Genomic DNA, 15,151 nt, shown 5'->3' on the forward strand with positions numbered 1-15,151 from the left:
GGAGATTTCCGCATGAGAAGGGCTTTCATGATCCTTGCAGCAACGGCTCTGGGCGGTTGTTCGAATCTCCACATCAAGCCGTCGAACCATGCGGATGTCGCAGTGACTCCGGGCCCCGTCGAAACTTTGGGGGAAACGATCGCGAAAGAGCAGCAGGGTGATGGCTGTCTGGTGGCCGGAAACCTGGGCAAAGGCGGCCATTGCGAAAAACTGCGCAAGGATCTGAACCCGCCGAAGGTTCCGGCTTCGAAAGACGATTGAACGGGAGAGCAGGCCGTTTCGGCAATCAGAACGGCAAGTCTTCGCCCTTGTAGTCGACATAGCGGTAGCCTGCGCCGCCGCTGTTCTCGACCACGTCGGCGAGGCCGCTGACGCTTTCGTGGACCGTCAACTTGGCATTCTCGCCGCCCATGTCGGTCTGCACCCAGCCGGGGTGTAGCGAGAGGACGGCGATGTCGCGCTCCTTCGCGTGCTGTTCGGCGATGCCCTTCGCCAGCATGTTCTGCGCGGTCTTGCTGGTGCGATAGAGGTCGTAGCCGCCCGAACTGTCCTCGATCGATCCCATCAAGGAGGACATGAAGGAAAGGCTTCCGCCATCCTTGATGCGGGGCAGCAATTCGCGCGCCGCGCGGGCCGGGCCGAAGGCATTGGTCATCATCACATGCGCGACCTCGTCCGACGTCGCCTGGCAAGCGTCCTGGTGCTTGGCGCCGGTGATTCCGGCATTGACGATGATCACATCGACCGAGCTATCGGAAAGGCCGAGATCGGCATAGCTTTCGGGCTTGGTCACATCGGCGGTGACGATGCGCAGTTTCTCTCCTTCGAGCGCGTGGAGATCGTCGCTGCGATCGCGCTCGCTGGCGACGACCTTCCAGCCGCGTTCGAGAAATTCGCGCGCGAGGCCGAGGCCGATGCCGCGCGAGGCGCCGAGGATGAGGACGGTCTTGGACATGAATGATCTTCCCTTTCGCTGTGTTCGAACAGCGCTGGAAAGCCGCGAGCGTTCCGCCGGTTCATCGCTTCGCAACCGTAGGAAGGCCAAGGGGCCCCGACACGGGATCGATTACGAAAGGACGATTATGAAATTCCCCCTGCTTCTCGCTGTATCCGCCACGGGCTTGGCCGTCAGTCTCGCGATCGCCGCGCCCGCTTCGGCCCAGAACGTCGCGCCGGGCGGCCTCTATGTCGGTGCGCTCGCCGGCTATGAAGGCCTCGACGTGGACGCGCAGGACGGCTCGGCAAGCGCCAGCGCCGATTCGGCGGTCTATGGCGTTACCGCAGGCTACGATCTGTCGCTCGGCGGCGGCTTCGTGGGTGTCGAGGGCGAGGTTTCGACCAGCGACGGCTCCACAGACTTCCCTTCGAACTTCAACACGGCGCGCGACGGGCTGGAAGCCAACGGCCAGTATTACATCGGCGCACGCGCCGGTTTCGCGCTGACGCCGGGCATCGCGGCCTATGGCAAGGTCGGCTACACCGCGCTCGACACCAAGGCTTTCACCAGCGCCGGTTCGCTGGACGAGCTGGAAGAGAATGCGGGCGGTATCCGCTTCGGCGGCGGGCTTCAGGTGCAATTGCCCGGCCCCCTTGAAGCGCGCGTCGAATATCGCCGCTCGCGTTACGAGGACGTGGTCGACAGCCAGTTCGGCGATCTGACCACCGATCAGGTCGTTGCGGGCATCGGCCTCAGATTCTGACGATAGCGGGGCGGCCTTCGCTTGTCGGCTGCCCCGTCATTTCCGGCGGAAGCGGAAATACCAGACTTCGTGGCCCATCTGTTCGCGGGCCTTCTTCTCGTAACGCGTCTGACACCAGCCCGAGGGGCGGTTTTCCCAACTGTCGCGCCCTTCCACCTGCCATTCGAATTCGTCCGTGAAGCGCCGCATCACCATCAGGGCGTGGCGCAGATAGATCGGATGGTCGGTCCCGAAGCGGAATTCGCCGCCCGGCTTCAACTTGTCGGCGATCATCCGCACCGGGCCGTCATTCATCATCCGGCGCTTGGCGTGCTTGGCCTTGGGCCAGGGATCGGGATGGAGCAGATAGACCATGGTCAGCGCCCCATCGGGCACGCGGGCCAGAGCCTGAAGCGCATCGCCGTGGACGAGCCGGATATTGGCGAGCCGCTCCTCCTCGATCTGTGCGAGGCATTGCGCCACGCCGTTCACATAGGGCTCGGCCCCGATCAGGCCGTGATCGGGCAGCATGTCGGCGCGATAGGCGAGATGTTCGCCGCCGCCGAAGCCGATTTCGAAATGGAGCGGGCGCGAATCGCCGAACAATCGCTCCGCCGTCACCGGGCCTTCGTCCGGCACCGCGATTCGGGGCAGCAGATTGTCCACCAGCCCCTGCTGATGCGCGCGCAACGGCTTGCCGATCGACCGGCCGTAAAGCCGGTTCAGCGTGGTCGGGTCGCCTTCCTTGTAAGCAGTCATGGCGCGCGCCCTAGACCAATCAGGCGAAGGCGGTCCAGACGCCGTAAAGGCTCGTCGCCGTCAGCACCACGCCGACCAGGATCAGCATCAGTTTCGGGCTGAAATGCTTGGCCGCAAAAGCGCCGAACGGCGCGGCGATCACGCCGCCGAGCAACAGGCCCGCAGTCGCGCCGACCAGATCGGCAATGCCGAGATGGAAGATAAAGGTCGCCGAGATCGCGATCGTGAGGAAGAATTCGACCGAATTGACCGTGCCGACGACCTTGCGCGGTTCGGCCCCTTGGATCAGCAGATTGCTGGTGACCACCGGCCCCCAGCCGCCGCCGCCCGCCGCATCGAGGAACCCGCCGAGAAGACCTAGCGGGGCGACATGCTTGGCCTCGCGCTTGGTGGGCGGATAGACGAGGCCGCGCACCAGCAGATAGATGCCGATGCCCGCCAGATAGAGCAGGACGAACGGCTTGATCTTCGAAGCGTCGATCGAACTCAACAGATAGGCCCCCGTCACTCCGCCGATCATGCCTGGGATCAGCAGGCGGAAGAACAGCTTCCTGTCGATATTGCCGTTGAGCAAGTGGCTGATGCCCGAGGTCGCCGTGGTGAAGCATTCGACCACATGGACCCGTTGGGAGGCAAGGGCGGGGGGCACGCCCATCACGCCGACCAGCAGCGTGTTGGTGATGACGCCGAACGCCATGCCCAGCGCGCCGTCGACCATCTGGGCTGCGAAACCGATCAGGATGAAGGGAAGAAGACCTGCCCAGTCGAAACCGGCAGGATCGAAACCGAACACTTCCATGCGAGCGTATCTTTCGGCGATTGGAAGCCGCCAATTACGCTGCGCCGCAGAAACGGCATACGGGGAAAAACTAGGGGGCCGCTAAAGAAAAACGCCCGGTGCTGCGGGGCACCGGACGTTTTTCTCGCTGTCCAAGCGGGTCGGGTATTGGAAAATCAGTGGGTCAGGCGGCTTCCTGCGCCTCGTCCGGATCGCGCAGCACATAGCCGCGGCCCCAGACGGTCTCGATGTAGTTTTCACCGCCACAGGCGTGGCTCAGCTTTTTGCGAAGCTTGCAGATGAAAACGTCGATGATCTTGAGTTCGGGTTCGTCCATGCCGCCATATAGGTGGTTGAGGAACATTTCCTTGGTCAGCGTGGTGCCCTTGCGAAGCGAGAGCAGCTCCAGCATCGCATATTCCTTGCCGGTCAGATGCACGCGCGCACCGTCGACTTCGACGGTTTTGGCGTCCAGATTGACGGCCAGCTTGCCGGTGCGGATGACCGATTGCGAATGGCCCTTGGACCGGCGCACCACGGCGTGGATGCGCGCCACCAGCTCTTCGCGATGGAAGGGCTTGGTCACGTAATCGTCGGCACCGAAGCCGAAGCTGCGGATCTTCGAATCCATTTCCGAAATGCCCGACAGGATCAGAACCGGCGTCTGCACCTTGGCGACGCGCAGTTTCTTCAGCACGTCGTAACCGTGCATGTCCGGCAGGTTCAGGTCGAGCAGGATGATGTCGTAATCATACAGCTTGCCCAGATCGAGGCCCTCTTCGCCCAGATCGGTCGAATAGACGTTGAAGCCTTCGGTCGTGAGCATCAGCTCGATCGCCTTGGCGGTGGTCGGTTCGTCTTCGATCAGCAATACGCGCATGGGTCTGGTCCCCTGTACCCCGAGTATGGCTTGGCCGCAGCCTGGCCGGAAAATGGTGGCCCTCGCTTGGCCCTTGCGTGACGACGCCCTTCCTATGGGTTCCGCCTCGTTAACCACCCCTCTTCTGAACGGAAAAGGTTAACGGTGGGTTACCCGCGTTAACGTTTTCGTATGTGGGCTCTGTGTAGGCTCGATTCTTCAACAGCTTACACAATCGGCGCCGCTTCACAAACCTTGCAGTTTCTTCGCCCGGCGACGCTGTGCGCTGGACCCGATGCCGATCGCCTCGCGATATTTGGCGACGGTGCGGCGGGCGAGATCGAATCCCTCGGCTTTCAAAACATCGACCAGCGCCTGGTCGGATAGAACCTTCTTTGCGTCCTCTGAATCGATCAGCGCCTTGATGCGGGCCTTGATGGCTTCGGAACTCGCGCCTTCCCCATCGGCCGCGCCCACTCCGCTCGAAAAGAAGTATTTGAGCTCGAACGTGCCGCGCGGGCAGGCGAGATATTTGTTGCTCGTCACCCGGCTGACCGTGCTTTCATGCATCTCGATGCTTTCGGCCACTTCGCGCAAGGTAAGCGGCTTCATCGCGGAAACACCCTGGCGGAAAAAACCATCCTGCCGCTTCACGATATCGGCGGCGGTCTTGAGGATGGTCTTCTGCCGCTGGTCGAGCGCGCGGATCAGCCAGTCGGCCTCGGAGAGTTGCTCGTTGAGCCAGGACAGCGCCTTCTTGTCGCGCGCGCCGCCTTTCAATTCGACGTAATATTCCCGGTTGACCACGAGGCGGGGCAGGCTCGCCTCGTTGATGCGGATTTTCCAGCCGCCGGTCTCGTCCGGCATGACGAGAACGTCGGGAACGATGCCCGTTTCGGCGGTGCCGCCGAAGCGCAGACCCGGCCTCGGATCGTATTCGCGCAATTCGGCGAGCATGTCGGCGAAGTCTTCATCGTCGACCCGGCACAGCCGTTTCAACCGCGCGACCTCGCCTGCGGCGACGAGATCGAGATTGGCGATCAAACGCTCCATGCACGGATCGTAACGATCTGCCTCGCGCGCCTGGAGCGCGAGGCATTCGGCAAGGTCGCGTGCGCCGACGCCGGTCGGGTCGAGCCGCTGGACGAGGTCCAGTCCGCGCTCCACTTCGGCGAGAGGCGCGCCGAGATCTTCGGCGATGTCGCGCAAGGCGGTTTCGAGATAGCCCGCCTCGTCCAGCTCGCCGACGATGCGCAGCGCGATCAGCGCCTCGCGCTCGCTCCGCGCCTCGCCGCCGATCTGTGCGGCGAGATGCTCTGCCAGAGTCGGTCCGTCGGAAGACCGGTTTTCGAGGTCGGGCAGGCCGTCCTCGCCTAGCGAGCCCGCGCCGCCCGCCGCCTTGCCCCAATCGCCCTGATCGGACTGGATATCGGCGCGCGAGGCCTCGGGATCGACCGCGTGGCTCTCGATATCGAGCGCTTCGGAACCGTCGGGCCCCGGATCGCTCTCGTGTTCGGATGGGGCGGGGGCTTCCTCGCCGTCGCGCTCGCCCTTTTCGTGGCGCACTTCGCCGATGTCGAGCAGCGGGTTCGATTCCAGCGCTTCGCCGACAAAGGCCTCGATTTCGAGATTGGACAGCGCCAGCAGCTTGATCGCCTGCTGCAATTGCGGCGTCATCACCAGCGACTGGGTCTGCCGCAGATCGAGGCGGGGGCTCAACGCCATGGAATTATGCGATCGATGGCATCACAGCGTGAAATTCTCGCCCAGATACAGCCGCTTCACATTCTCGTCCTGAACCAGCGCCTGCGGTGTCCCGGCGAACAGGACCTGGCCGCCATAGATGATGCAGGCGCGGTCCACGATCTCCAGCGTCTCGCGCACATTGTGATCGGTGATGAGGACGCCGATCCCGCGCGTCTTCAGATCCTTCACCAGATCGCGGATGTCGCTGATCGAAAGAGGGTCGATCCCGGCAAAGGGTTCGTCGAGCAGCATGATCGATGGTTTCGCCGCCAGCGCGCGAGCGATTTCGGCGCGGCGGCGTTCACCGCCCGACAGCGCCATGGCGGGGCTCGTCCTGAGGCGCGTGAGGCCGAATTCGTCGAGCAGCCGGTCCAGTTCCGCCTCGCGCGTGGCCGGATCGGGTTCGACCATTTCGAGGACGCAGCGGATATTCTGTTCCACCGTCATTCCGCGAAAGATGCTGGTTTCCTGCGGCAGATAGCCGAGGCCCAAGATCGCGCGGCGATACATCGGCAACTTGGTCACATCCTCCCCATCCATCAGGATGCGGCCGGCATCGGGGCGCACGAGGCCCATGATCGAATAGAAGCAGGTCGTCTTGCCCGCGCCATTGGGCCCGAGCAGGCCGAGCACCTCACCCTTGCCGACGGTGAGGGAAATATCGCTGAGCACGCTGCGCTTGTCGTAGCTCTTGGCGATCGAGATCACTTCGAGTCCGCCCTGCGGGATCGGCGGCGCGGCATCCGCCACAGCCTCTTCGGCCAGATCCTCGCGTTGCAATTCGGTTGCTGCAGTGTCGCTCATGCCTTTCGCTTTAGGAGCAGCGGGCCCTGCTGAAAACCCCGCCGGTCCAAGCGCATGGGCATTTGGCAGGAAACCTGCATGGATTGCAGCGAACCGAGACCGCGTAATATCCGGCGTGCCGCGGGCTCGCTGAGAGGCGAAAACTTGCCAAACCCTATGGTTTCTGAAATGTTTCGAGTCGGGAAAAAGGATGCAAGGGGAGAGCGCTGTGGGAAAAGCGATCGACGAACAGGCCTACCGGTACACGCATGGCGAAGCACGCAGGCCGGGGACTCGCGATTGGCGCAAGAGCATGAGCGACAATGTCGCGCTCGCCCTCATCGTCTATACCGGCCTCCAGATCTTCGTGACGGTCAAGGCGCTGGAAAAGGGCATGCCTTCACTGCTCCCCTATCTCTTGCTGGTCGTCCTCGTGGTCGCGATCATTCCCGCCTGCCGCTGGTTCGAAAGGCGGTGGAAGGATATCGACGATGCGCACGCGGCGGACCCGGCGCTGTCGGGCGATTACCGCCGCGATCAGGCTCTTTTGTGGACGATGGCGATCGGCCTTCCCTTCGCGATCGCTTACGGGTGCAAGGCGATCCTCTGATCCGCCTGGCGGTTGCGCTGCCGCCTTTGCCGACCTAACCGGACCCCAAAGCGGCGATCCGGAGTTCACCGTACATGATCGATAGCGATACGGCGCTCACCCGCTGCGAAGACCTCATTGCGATTGCGCGAAGAATGGGCGCCGACGCGGCCGATGCGGTCATGCGCGCCGACGCTTCCGAAGGCGTGGAAGTGAGGCTCGGCAAGCTGGAGGAGGTCGAGCGTTCGGAAAGCGAATCGATCGGCTTAAGGGTTTTCGTCGGCAAGCGATCCGCATCGATCCACACCAGCGATTTCAGCGCCGAGGCCTTTGGGACTCTGGCGGAGCGCGCTCTGGCGATGGCAAGGATCGCGCCCGAAGATTCCTATGCCGCGCTGGCGCCGCAAGAACGGCTGTTCGATGGCGATTTGCCTAATCTCGATCTCTACGACGAACAGGAAACCGTGCCCGAAACCTTGCGCGAACGCGCGATGGAGGCGGAAGATGCGGCGCGCCGGATCGAAGGTGTCACCAATTCCAACGGTGGCGGGGCGAGCCGCTCGCACAGCGCCGTTGCACTCGCCACATCGCACGGTTTTGCGCGCGGGTATCAGGCCACCGGCCATTCCGTTTCCGCCACCGTCGTCGCGGGCGAAGGCGGTCGGATGCAGACCGACGGCTATTTCCGCAGCGCGCGCCACAGCGCCGATCTGCCAAGCGCAGCGGATATCGGAGCGGAGGCAGGGCGGCGTGCCGTCGCGCGGCTCGACCCGGCCTCGCTCAAGAGCGGCAGGATGCCCGTCATCTTCGATCCGCGCGTGGGCGGCGGGCTGGTCGGCCATCTGCTTAGCGCGATGAGCGGTCCCGCCGTGGCCCGCAAGGCGAGCTTCCTGATCGGGCATGAGGAGGACGACCTGTTCGCTCCCGGCATCCGCATCCTCGAAGACCCGTTGAAGCCGCGCGGCCTGCGCTCCCGGCCATTCGATGGGGAGGGGCTGGCCTGTCGGCCCCGCGCGCTTGTCGAAAGCGGGCGCATTTTCGGCTGGATGACCAATACGGCCTCGGCGCGCCAGCTCGACCGGCCCCTCACCGGCCATGCCGCGCGCGGCGGGGGCGGGGCGCCGGGCGTTTCGCCCAGCAACGTCTATCTCGAAGCGGGCGAGGCCAGTCCTGCGGCCTTGATGGCGGACATCGCGGACGGGCTCTACGTTACGCACCTGTTCGGTCAGGGCGTCAATCTCGTCACCGGGGACTACAGCCGTGGCGCATCGGGCTTCCGGATCGTCGACGGCGAAATCGCCGGGCCGGTGGCGGAAATCACCGTTGCGGGCAATCTGCTCGCCATGTTCAAGACCCTGACCCCCGCCAACGATCTCGAACGCCTGCGCGCGCTCGACGTACCGACTCTCAGGGTCGATGGCATGACGGTGGCCGGATCGTGAGAATGCTGAAGATGAAACATTGCCTCGCCGCCCTGCTGGTCGTTCTGGCCGCCGCCTTCGCCAGCCTCCCGGCCTCGGCCATGCTGCCCGCCGCTCCGGAAACGCCCGAAGCGACGGCGAGCGCGGCGCCCGAACAGGTCATCGACGATACGCAGGAAGCGGGCAGCGATGCGCGCATCGCCAATCGCATTCGCGGCATTTTCGGCGAATTGCCCGCCTTTGAAAATGTCAGCGTCGACGTGCAGCAGGGCGTCGTCTCGCTGGCGGGCGCCGTACCCGCGCAGGAGGATATCGCGCGCGCCGAAACCATCGTCGGGCGTATTTCCGGCGTCGTCACGGTGGAAAACGCGATCGAGCGCGATCTTTCCGTGAACAGCGCGGGCAGCCTCGCCAGCCTTCAGGACCGGATCGATCATTTCATCGCGCTGCTCCCGCTTCTTGGCCTGGCGGTCGTCGTCGCTCTCGTCATCGGAGCGGTGGGGTATCTCATCGCCGGGCTGACCGGCTTCTGGCACCGCATCGCGCCCAACTCCTTCCTCGCGGAATTGATCGCGAGCGCGATCCGTTTCGTCTTCATCATCGGCGGTCTCGTCGTCGCGCTCGACATGATCGGGGCGGGCGCGCTTCTGGGGGCGGTGCTGGGCGGTGCGGGCGTGGTCGGCGTCGCGCTGGGTTTTGCCATGCGCGACACGATCGAGAACTACGTCGCCAGCCTGATGCTGAGCCTGCGCCAGCCCTTCCGCGCCAATGACTGGGTGCTGATCGACGATCTGGAGGGCCGCGTAATCCGCCTGACCAGCCGTGCCACCATTCTGATGACGCTGGACGGCAATCATCTGCGCATTCCCAACGCGCAGGTCTTCAAGGCGGTGATCACCAATTTCACCACCAATCCGCAGCGCCGCTTCCAGTTCGACTTGGGCGTCGATGCCGACGACGATGCGCAGGCCGCGCGCAAGCTGGGCCGCGAGACCTTGGCCGCGCTCGATTTCGTGTCCAACGATCCGCCTGCCGAGGCGCGGATCATCGAAGTCGGCGATTCCAACGTGGTGATCCGCTTCCTCGCCTGGATCGACCAGCGCGAGGCGGATTGGTGGAAAGCGCAGAGCCGCGCGATCCCCGCGGTCAAGACCGCACTGGAAGATGCGGGCTTCGGCCTCCCCGAACCGATCTATCGCCTGCGCTTCGATCCGCGCAGCGCCACGCTCCCGTTCGAAAATATCGCCGAGGGCCAGGCGGACGGATCCGCGCCGGCCCGCGATCAAGCCGCGAAGAAAGTCCGCCAGATCACCGTCACCGCAGACGAGGAAGATGTCCGTCCCGTCACCGAGATCGCCGATATGGTCGAAGAAGAGCGCCGGGCGGGCGGTGGCGGCCAGGAAAAGGACCTGCTCGACCACTCGCGCCCGGTGGAATGACGCCGCCCGGCTAGCGCAACCTCGGAATATCCCCTCTGGGACAAACGCGTCTCTCGCGCTCGTCCCAGCGTTTCGGCGTCCTCAGGTTCTGCGCCTGAAGGACCAAGACCGGCCCTTCGGGCCTCAGCCCTTCTGTGCCTGCTTCTCGCGCTCGATCGATTCGAGGATGATGCGCTTGGCTTCTGCGGTATCGCCCCAATTGCCGACTCGCACCCACTTCTCCTTTTCGAGATCTTTGTAGTGGGTGAAGAAGTGTTCGATCTGCGCGAAGATGATGCTGGGCAGATCCTTCGTTTCGGCGACGTCCGAATAATAGGGGAAAGTCGTGTCGATCGGCACGCAGACCAGCTTTTCGTCACCGCCATGCTCGTCTTCGAGATTGAGCACGCCGATCGGGCGCGCGCGGACGACGCAGCCGGGAACGAACGGGCTGCGGCTGATCACCAGCGCGTCGAGCGGATCGCCGTCGGGCGACAGCGTGTGCGGCACGAAGCCGTAATTGGCCGGATAGCGCATCGGCGTGTGCAGGATGCGATCCACAAATAGCGCGCCCGATTCCTTGTCGAATTCGTATTTCACCGGCTCGCCCCCGGTGGGGACTTCGATGATGACGTTGAGGCTTTCGGGCGGATTGTCGCCAGTGGGGATCAGGTCGATGCGCATGGGCTTCAAGATACCTTTTGAATGGGGCGCTTACCGGGCCGGGTCGCGCAAGATGTCGCGCGCGCCCATACGGCGTGACCCGTGCGGCTGCAAGCCACCCGGACCCTTTGCGCACCCTCGGCACAGACGCGCTTCTTCTCCTCGCACAGCGCCTTTTCCGTTTCCCGCGAAAGCGCTAGGGGCACGGCCATGAGCAAATCTTCCGGCAAATCCTCCCAGAAAACCCCGCAGGCGATCCGCGGTACTCAGGACATTTTCGGCGCGGATGCGGAAAGCTTCGCCTTCGTGGTCGAAACCTTCGAGCGCGTGCGCAAGCTCTACCGCTTCCGCCGCGTCGAAATGCCGGTGTTCGAGAAGACCGAGGTTTTCGCGCGCTCGATCGGGGAGACGACCGATATCGTCTCGAAGGAAATGTATTCCTTCGAAGACAGGGGCGGGGAATCGCTGACGCTGCGCCCGGAATTCACCGCCGGGATCGCGCGCGCCTTTCTGACCAATGGCTGGCAACAACATGCGCCGGTTAAGCTCGCAACCCACGGGCCGCTGTTCCGCTACGAACGCCCGCAAAAGGGCCGCTACCGCCAGTTCCACCAGATCGACGCCGAGATCGTGGGCGCCGCCGAACCGCAGGCGGATGTCGAATTGCTGGCGATGGCGGATCAGCTGTTGAAGGAACTCGGGATCGAGGGCGTCACGCTGCATCTCAATACGCTCGGCGATGGCGACAGCCGGGAGGCCTGGCGCGCCGCGCTGGTCGAGCATTTCCGAAGCGTGAAGGACGAATTGTCGGAAGATTCGCAGGAACGGCTGGAGAAGAACCCGCTGCGCATCTTGGACAGTAAGGACCGGCGCGACCAAAAATTCGTCACCGATGCGCCGAAAATCGACCAGTTCCTGTCGGACGACGCCCGCGCCTTCTTCGACGCGGTGACCGGCGGCCTCGATGCGGCGGGCGTGAAATGGACGCGCGCCGAAAGCCTCGTTCGCGGTCTCGACTATTATCGCCACACCGCCTTCGAATTCATTCCCGACGAGGGATCGGAAGCGGCCTCGAAACTGGGCAGCCAGAGCACGATCTTGGGCGGCGGGCGCTATGACGGGCTGATGGAATCGCTCGGCGGAGCGGCCACGCCTGCGGTCGGCTGGGCGGCAGGGATCGAGCGGCTGGCGATGCTGGTGGGCGAGAAAAGCGAAACGCCGGCCGATGTGATCGTGGTCGTCGAAAACGATGCGGTGCTGTCGAAGGGGATCGAAGCGGCCCGCAAGCTGCGCGATGGCGGGATGGCGGTGGAGCTTGTCGCCTCGGGCTCTCCCAAGAAGCGCTTCGACAAGGCTCGGAAGGAAAACCCGAAAGCGCTGCTCTCTTTCGACCAGCGCGATACCTTCCAGAGCAATCTGCGCGGCGATGCCGATGTAGAGGCCGCTATTCGCAGCATCCTGAACGATCCGGCGTTCGACCTTTGACCATCCCCGCCGAACGCCTCGATCAGATCACCCATCGCTTTGCTGAGCTGGAAGCGCGCATGGCGTCCGGCACGCTGGAAGGCGACGCCTTCGTTCAGGCCTCGCGCGATTATGCCGAGCTGGAACCGGTCGCGAAGATCGCGGCGCAGGTGAAGGCGATGCGGGCCGAATTGCCGGATCTCGAAGCCATGCTTGCCGATCCCGAAATGAAGGCGATGGCGGAAGAGGAGCTGGCTTCGATCCGCGAGGCGCTGCCCGAGGCGGAGCGTCAGCTCGCCGTGGCGATGCTGCCGCGCGACAGCGCCGACGCGAAGCCCGCAATGCTCGAAATCCGCGCCGGGACCGGGGGCGACGAAGCGGCCCTGTTCGCGGGCGATCTCTATCGCATGTACGAGAGATATGCCGCCGAACGCGGCTGGAAGGTCGAACCGGTCAGCATGAGCGCATCGGAAGTCGGCGGATTCAAGGAAATCGTCGCCAACGTCACGGGCACGGGCGTGTTCGCCAAGCTGAAATTCGAAAGCGGCGTCCACCGCGTCCAGCGCGTGCCGGAAACGGAAAGCGGCGGGCGCATCCACACCAGCGCAGCGACCGTGGCCGTCCTGCCCGAACCCGACGCGGTCGACGTGCAGATCGATCCGACCGAGTTGAAGATCGACACGTATCGCTCGTCCGGCGCGGGCGGCCAGCACGTCAACACAACCGACAGCGCGATCCGCATTACGCACCTTCCGACCGGCACCGTGGTCACCTGCCAGGACGGGCGCAGCCAGCACAAGAACCGCGAAAAGGCGATGCAGGTGCTGCGCGCGCGGCTTTACGAAGCGCAGCGCGAGGCGACGCAGGGCGCGGAAGCCGAAGCGCGCAAGGCCATGGTGGGCTCGGGCGACCGTTCCGAACGCATCCGCACCTACAATTACCCGCAAGGCCGCGTGACCGATCATCGCATCGGGCTGACGCTGCACAAGCTGCCCGAAATCGTTGCGGGGCCGGGCTTGGCCGAGTTGATCGACGCGCTGATCGCGGAGGATGAGGCGAAGCGTCTGGCCGCGCTGGCGGAATAAGGCCCGATGGCCGCGACGATCGCCGATGCCCTGCGCACCGCCGCCGAGCGGCTGTCCGCGACCAGCGACACCGCGCGGCTCGATGCGGAGCTTTTGATGGCGCACGCGCTCGGCGCCTCGCGATCCGACCTGCTCCTGCGGCACATGCGCGATTGCGTGCCGACAGGCTTCGAACCGCTGGTGGACCGCCGCGCCGCGCGAGAGCCGGTTGCGCATATCCTCGGCGAGCAGGAGTTTTTCGGGCGCACGTTCCGCGTCACGCCCGCCACGCTGATCCCGCGCGGCGATAGCGAGGTGCTGGTGGAAGCGGCCCTCGCCGTCGATCCGCAGCCCCGGCGCGTGCTCGATTTGGGCACCGGCACGGGCGCACTGCTCCTGAGCGTTCTTGCCGAAACCGCCGCCGAGGGTGTCGCTACGGATCGCTCCGCCGCTGCGCTGGCCGTCGCGCGCGAGAATGCCGAGCGGCTCGGCCTTGCTGCGCGGGCCCGTTTCGAGGAACGCGATTGGCACGAGGCGGGCTGGGCCGCCGAACTCGGAGCCTTCGATCTCGTCCTGTGCAATCCGCCCTATGTCGAGGAGGGCGCCGATCTCGATCCGGACGTGCGCGATTTCGAGCCGGGATCGGCCCTGTTCGCAGGTGCCGAAGGGCTCGACGATTATCGCGCGCTGCTGCCCCAGCTTGCCGGGCTGCTGGTGCCGAAAGGCGTCGCCATTTTCGAGATCGGGGCGGGCCAGGCCGATGCAGTCGCGTCCCTCGCAGCGACAGAAGGGTTTGCAGCCAAATTGCATCGCGATCGTGCCGGACGGCCGCGCGCTTTGACCATGATGCGGGGAATAAACCGATAGGGGCTTGGCAAACCGGGTGGGAGCCACTACCCCTAGCTTACAGGTTAGCGGAGTGCGACGCGTTCGTCCCGCCGGTCTGGCTCCGACATATGCAGTTCAGGTGTGAGGCGCTTTGCTTCGCGGACCGTGCAAAAAGATCGGAAGATGCGGCCCGCGCCCAGGTTTCGCGACTGGTAAGTCTCGCGACCACGGTTTCGGCGCAGGAGGGGTCACGCGGCTGAGAGCGAACACGGTTCGCGCCGCGCCATGAATGAGGACGCTATTCCTTGAACAACAATCGTAACAACAACAACCGCCGTCGCGGTCGCGGCAATCGCAATCAGGGCGGGGCGAATTCCGGTAACCGGATCGACAGTCGCGCGCGGGGAAATGCGCCGCAGCTTCTCGACAAGTACAAGAAGCTGGCGCAGGACGCGCAGCACAATGGCGACCGTGTTCAGACCGAATACTATCTCCAGTTCGCCGATCACTATTTCCGTGTGATCGCCGACAACAAGGCCCGCCAGGACGAAGCGCGCGGCAACACCCGCCAGGATCGCGACGACGGCGACGGCGACGATGATGACGATACGCGCGGCCAGGATAATCGCAACGACAGCCGGAACGACGATCGCAAGCCCAATCGGCGCGAGCGCGGCGGACGCGGCAATGACCGCCAGGCCGAACGTTCCAACGACCGTCAGGACGAACGCAGCGATGGGCGGAGCGAGGATGCGCCCAAGCGCGCAACCCGCGGCCGCCCGCGCAAGGCCGACCGCGACACGCAGGCGGGCGACGATCGGTTCGAACAGGACGACAATCCCTTCGTGCGCGAAAGCCGCAGCGAAGAGAGCGAAGCGCCCAAGAAGCGCGCCCCGCGCAAGCGCAAGGCGGATCTGGAAGCGTCGGCGGAAATCGACGTGGCGGCGCTGCCGCCTTCGATCGTGGGTTCGGATGGGGACGAAGAAAGCGCCAAGCCGAAGCCCAAGCGCGCATCGCGCGCCCGCAAGGCTCAGCCGCAGGACGACGACAAGGTAAGCGTCGCAGGCTGATCGGCGGGACTGGCAGCGGATCGCGGCTGC

The 15,151-nt window shown here is 64.5% G+C and carries 16 protein-coding genes; 9 read left to right on the top strand and 7 right to left on the bottom strand.

From position 1 onward, the window contains the following. Positions 1 to 12 precede the first annotated feature (12 nt). Entirely contained in the window at positions 13 to 261 is a 249-nt protein-coding gene (locus J7347_RS11550) for a hypothetical protein (protein ID WP_156501942.1), read from the top strand. A 25-nt stretch (positions 262 to 286) separates the two neighbouring features. Here the strand turns inward: J7347_RS11550 and J7347_RS11555 are convergent, their stop codons facing one another. Next, complete coding sequence (locus J7347_RS11555) at positions 287 to 955, bottom strand: SDR family NAD(P)-dependent oxidoreductase (protein WP_067679269.1); 669 nt, start codon at positions 953 to 955, stop codon at positions 287 to 289. A gap of 127 nt (positions 956 to 1,082) precedes the next feature. Between J7347_RS11555 and J7347_RS11560 the strand changes: the two genes are divergently transcribed. Continuing rightward, positions 1,083 to 1,700: an outer membrane beta-barrel protein gene (locus tag J7347_RS11560; protein WP_209162254.1), complete on the top strand. Its 618-nt coding sequence runs from the start codon at positions 1,083 to 1,085 to the stop codon at positions 1,698 to 1,700. Positions 1,701 to 1,736: 36 nt separating this feature from the next. On the opposite strand, the gene J7347_RS11565 is transcribed toward J7347_RS11560, so the two are convergent. From J7347_RS11565 to lptB, 5 genes are all read right to left on the bottom strand, one after another. Further along, positions 1,737 to 2,438: a tRNA (guanine(46)-N(7))-methyltransferase TrmB gene (locus tag J7347_RS11565; protein ID WP_209162255.1), complete on the bottom strand. Its 702-nt coding sequence runs from the start codon at positions 2,436 to 2,438 to the stop codon at positions 1,737 to 1,739. A gap of 19 nt (positions 2,439 to 2,457) precedes the next feature. Continuing rightward, a complete protein-coding gene (locus J7347_RS11570; RefSeq protein WP_209162256.1) occupies positions 2,458 to 3,237 on the bottom strand; it encodes a sulfite exporter TauE/SafE family protein in 780 nt (259 codons plus the stop codon). Between the two features lie 163 nt (positions 3,238 to 3,400). Beyond that, complete coding sequence (locus J7347_RS11575; protein WP_067682610.1) at positions 3,401 to 4,096, bottom strand: response regulator transcription factor CtrA; 696 nt, start codon at positions 4,094 to 4,096, stop codon at positions 3,401 to 3,403. 225 nt (positions 4,097 to 4,321) lie between these two features. Then, a complete protein-coding gene (rpoN, locus tag J7347_RS11580; protein WP_209162257.1) occupies positions 4,322 to 5,800 on the bottom strand; it encodes an RNA polymerase factor sigma-54 in 1,479 nt (492 codons plus the stop codon). Between the two features lie 21 nt (positions 5,801 to 5,821). After that, positions 5,822 to 6,625 (bottom strand): LPS export ABC transporter ATP-binding protein, encoded by an 804-nt coding sequence (gene lptB / locus J7347_RS11585; RefSeq protein ID WP_067682619.1) that lies wholly within the window; start codon positions 6,623 to 6,625, stop codon positions 5,822 to 5,824. 208 nt (positions 6,626 to 6,833) lie between these two features. Between lptB and J7347_RS11590 the strand changes: the two genes are divergently transcribed. The 3 genes from J7347_RS11590 (at position 6,834) to J7347_RS11600 (ending at position 10,053) form a co-directional block, all read left to right on the top strand. Further along, the gene (locus tag J7347_RS11590; protein ID WP_348521616.1) at positions 6,834 to 7,214 is read left to right on the top strand and encodes a hypothetical protein; all 381 of its coding nucleotides are present in this window, start codon (positions 6,834 to 6,836) and stop codon (positions 7,212 to 7,214) included. A 74-nt stretch (positions 7,215 to 7,288) separates the two neighbouring features. Continuing rightward, the gene (locus J7347_RS11595) at positions 7,289 to 8,635 is read left to right on the top strand and encodes a TldD/PmbA family protein (RefSeq protein WP_209162258.1); all 1,347 of its coding nucleotides are present in this window, start codon (positions 7,289 to 7,291) and stop codon (positions 8,633 to 8,635) included. Between the two features lie 2 nt (positions 8,636 to 8,637). Continuing rightward, the gene (locus tag J7347_RS11600) at positions 8,638 to 10,053 is read left to right on the top strand and encodes a mechanosensitive ion channel domain-containing protein (protein WP_348521617.1); all 1,416 of its coding nucleotides are present in this window, start codon (positions 8,638 to 8,640) and stop codon (positions 10,051 to 10,053) included. Between the two features lie 123 nt (positions 10,054 to 10,176). On the opposite strand, the gene ppa is transcribed toward J7347_RS11600, so the two are convergent. Continuing rightward, positions 10,177 to 10,716: an inorganic diphosphatase gene (gene ppa, locus J7347_RS11605; protein WP_067678098.1), complete on the bottom strand. Its 540-nt coding sequence runs from the start codon at positions 10,714 to 10,716 to the stop codon at positions 10,177 to 10,179. Between the two features lie 189 nt (positions 10,717 to 10,905). Between ppa and hisS the strand changes: the two genes are divergently transcribed. The 4 genes from hisS to J7347_RS11625 all read left to right on the top strand — a co-directional run bounded on the left by hisS (position 10,906) and on the right by J7347_RS11625 (position 15,121). Next, positions 10,906 to 12,180, top strand: a complete 1,275-nt coding sequence (gene hisS / locus J7347_RS11610; RefSeq protein WP_209162259.1) for a histidine--tRNA ligase — start codon at positions 10,906 to 10,908, stop codon at positions 12,178 to 12,180. After that, complete coding sequence (gene prfA / locus J7347_RS11615) at positions 12,177 to 13,244, top strand: peptide chain release factor 1 (RefSeq protein ID WP_209162260.1); 1,068 nt, start codon at positions 12,177 to 12,179, stop codon at positions 13,242 to 13,244. Before hisS ends, prfA begins: the two co-directional genes overlap by 4 nt. 6 nt (positions 13,245 to 13,250) lie before the next feature. Next, positions 13,251 to 14,090 (top strand): peptide chain release factor N(5)-glutamine methyltransferase, encoded by an 840-nt coding sequence (gene prmC, locus J7347_RS11620; protein ID WP_209162261.1) that lies wholly within the window; start codon positions 13,251 to 13,253, stop codon positions 14,088 to 14,090. Positions 14,091 to 14,356: 266 nt separating this feature from the next. Beyond that, a complete protein-coding gene (locus J7347_RS11625; protein WP_209162262.1) occupies positions 14,357 to 15,121 on the top strand; it encodes a DUF4167 domain-containing protein in 765 nt (254 codons plus the stop codon). Positions 15,122 to 15,151 lie beyond the last annotated feature (30 nt).

This window comes from Erythrobacter sp. A6_0 (genome assembly GCF_017744235.1).
Lineage (GTDB): Bacteria > Pseudomonadota > Alphaproteobacteria > Sphingomonadales > Sphingomonadaceae > Qipengyuania.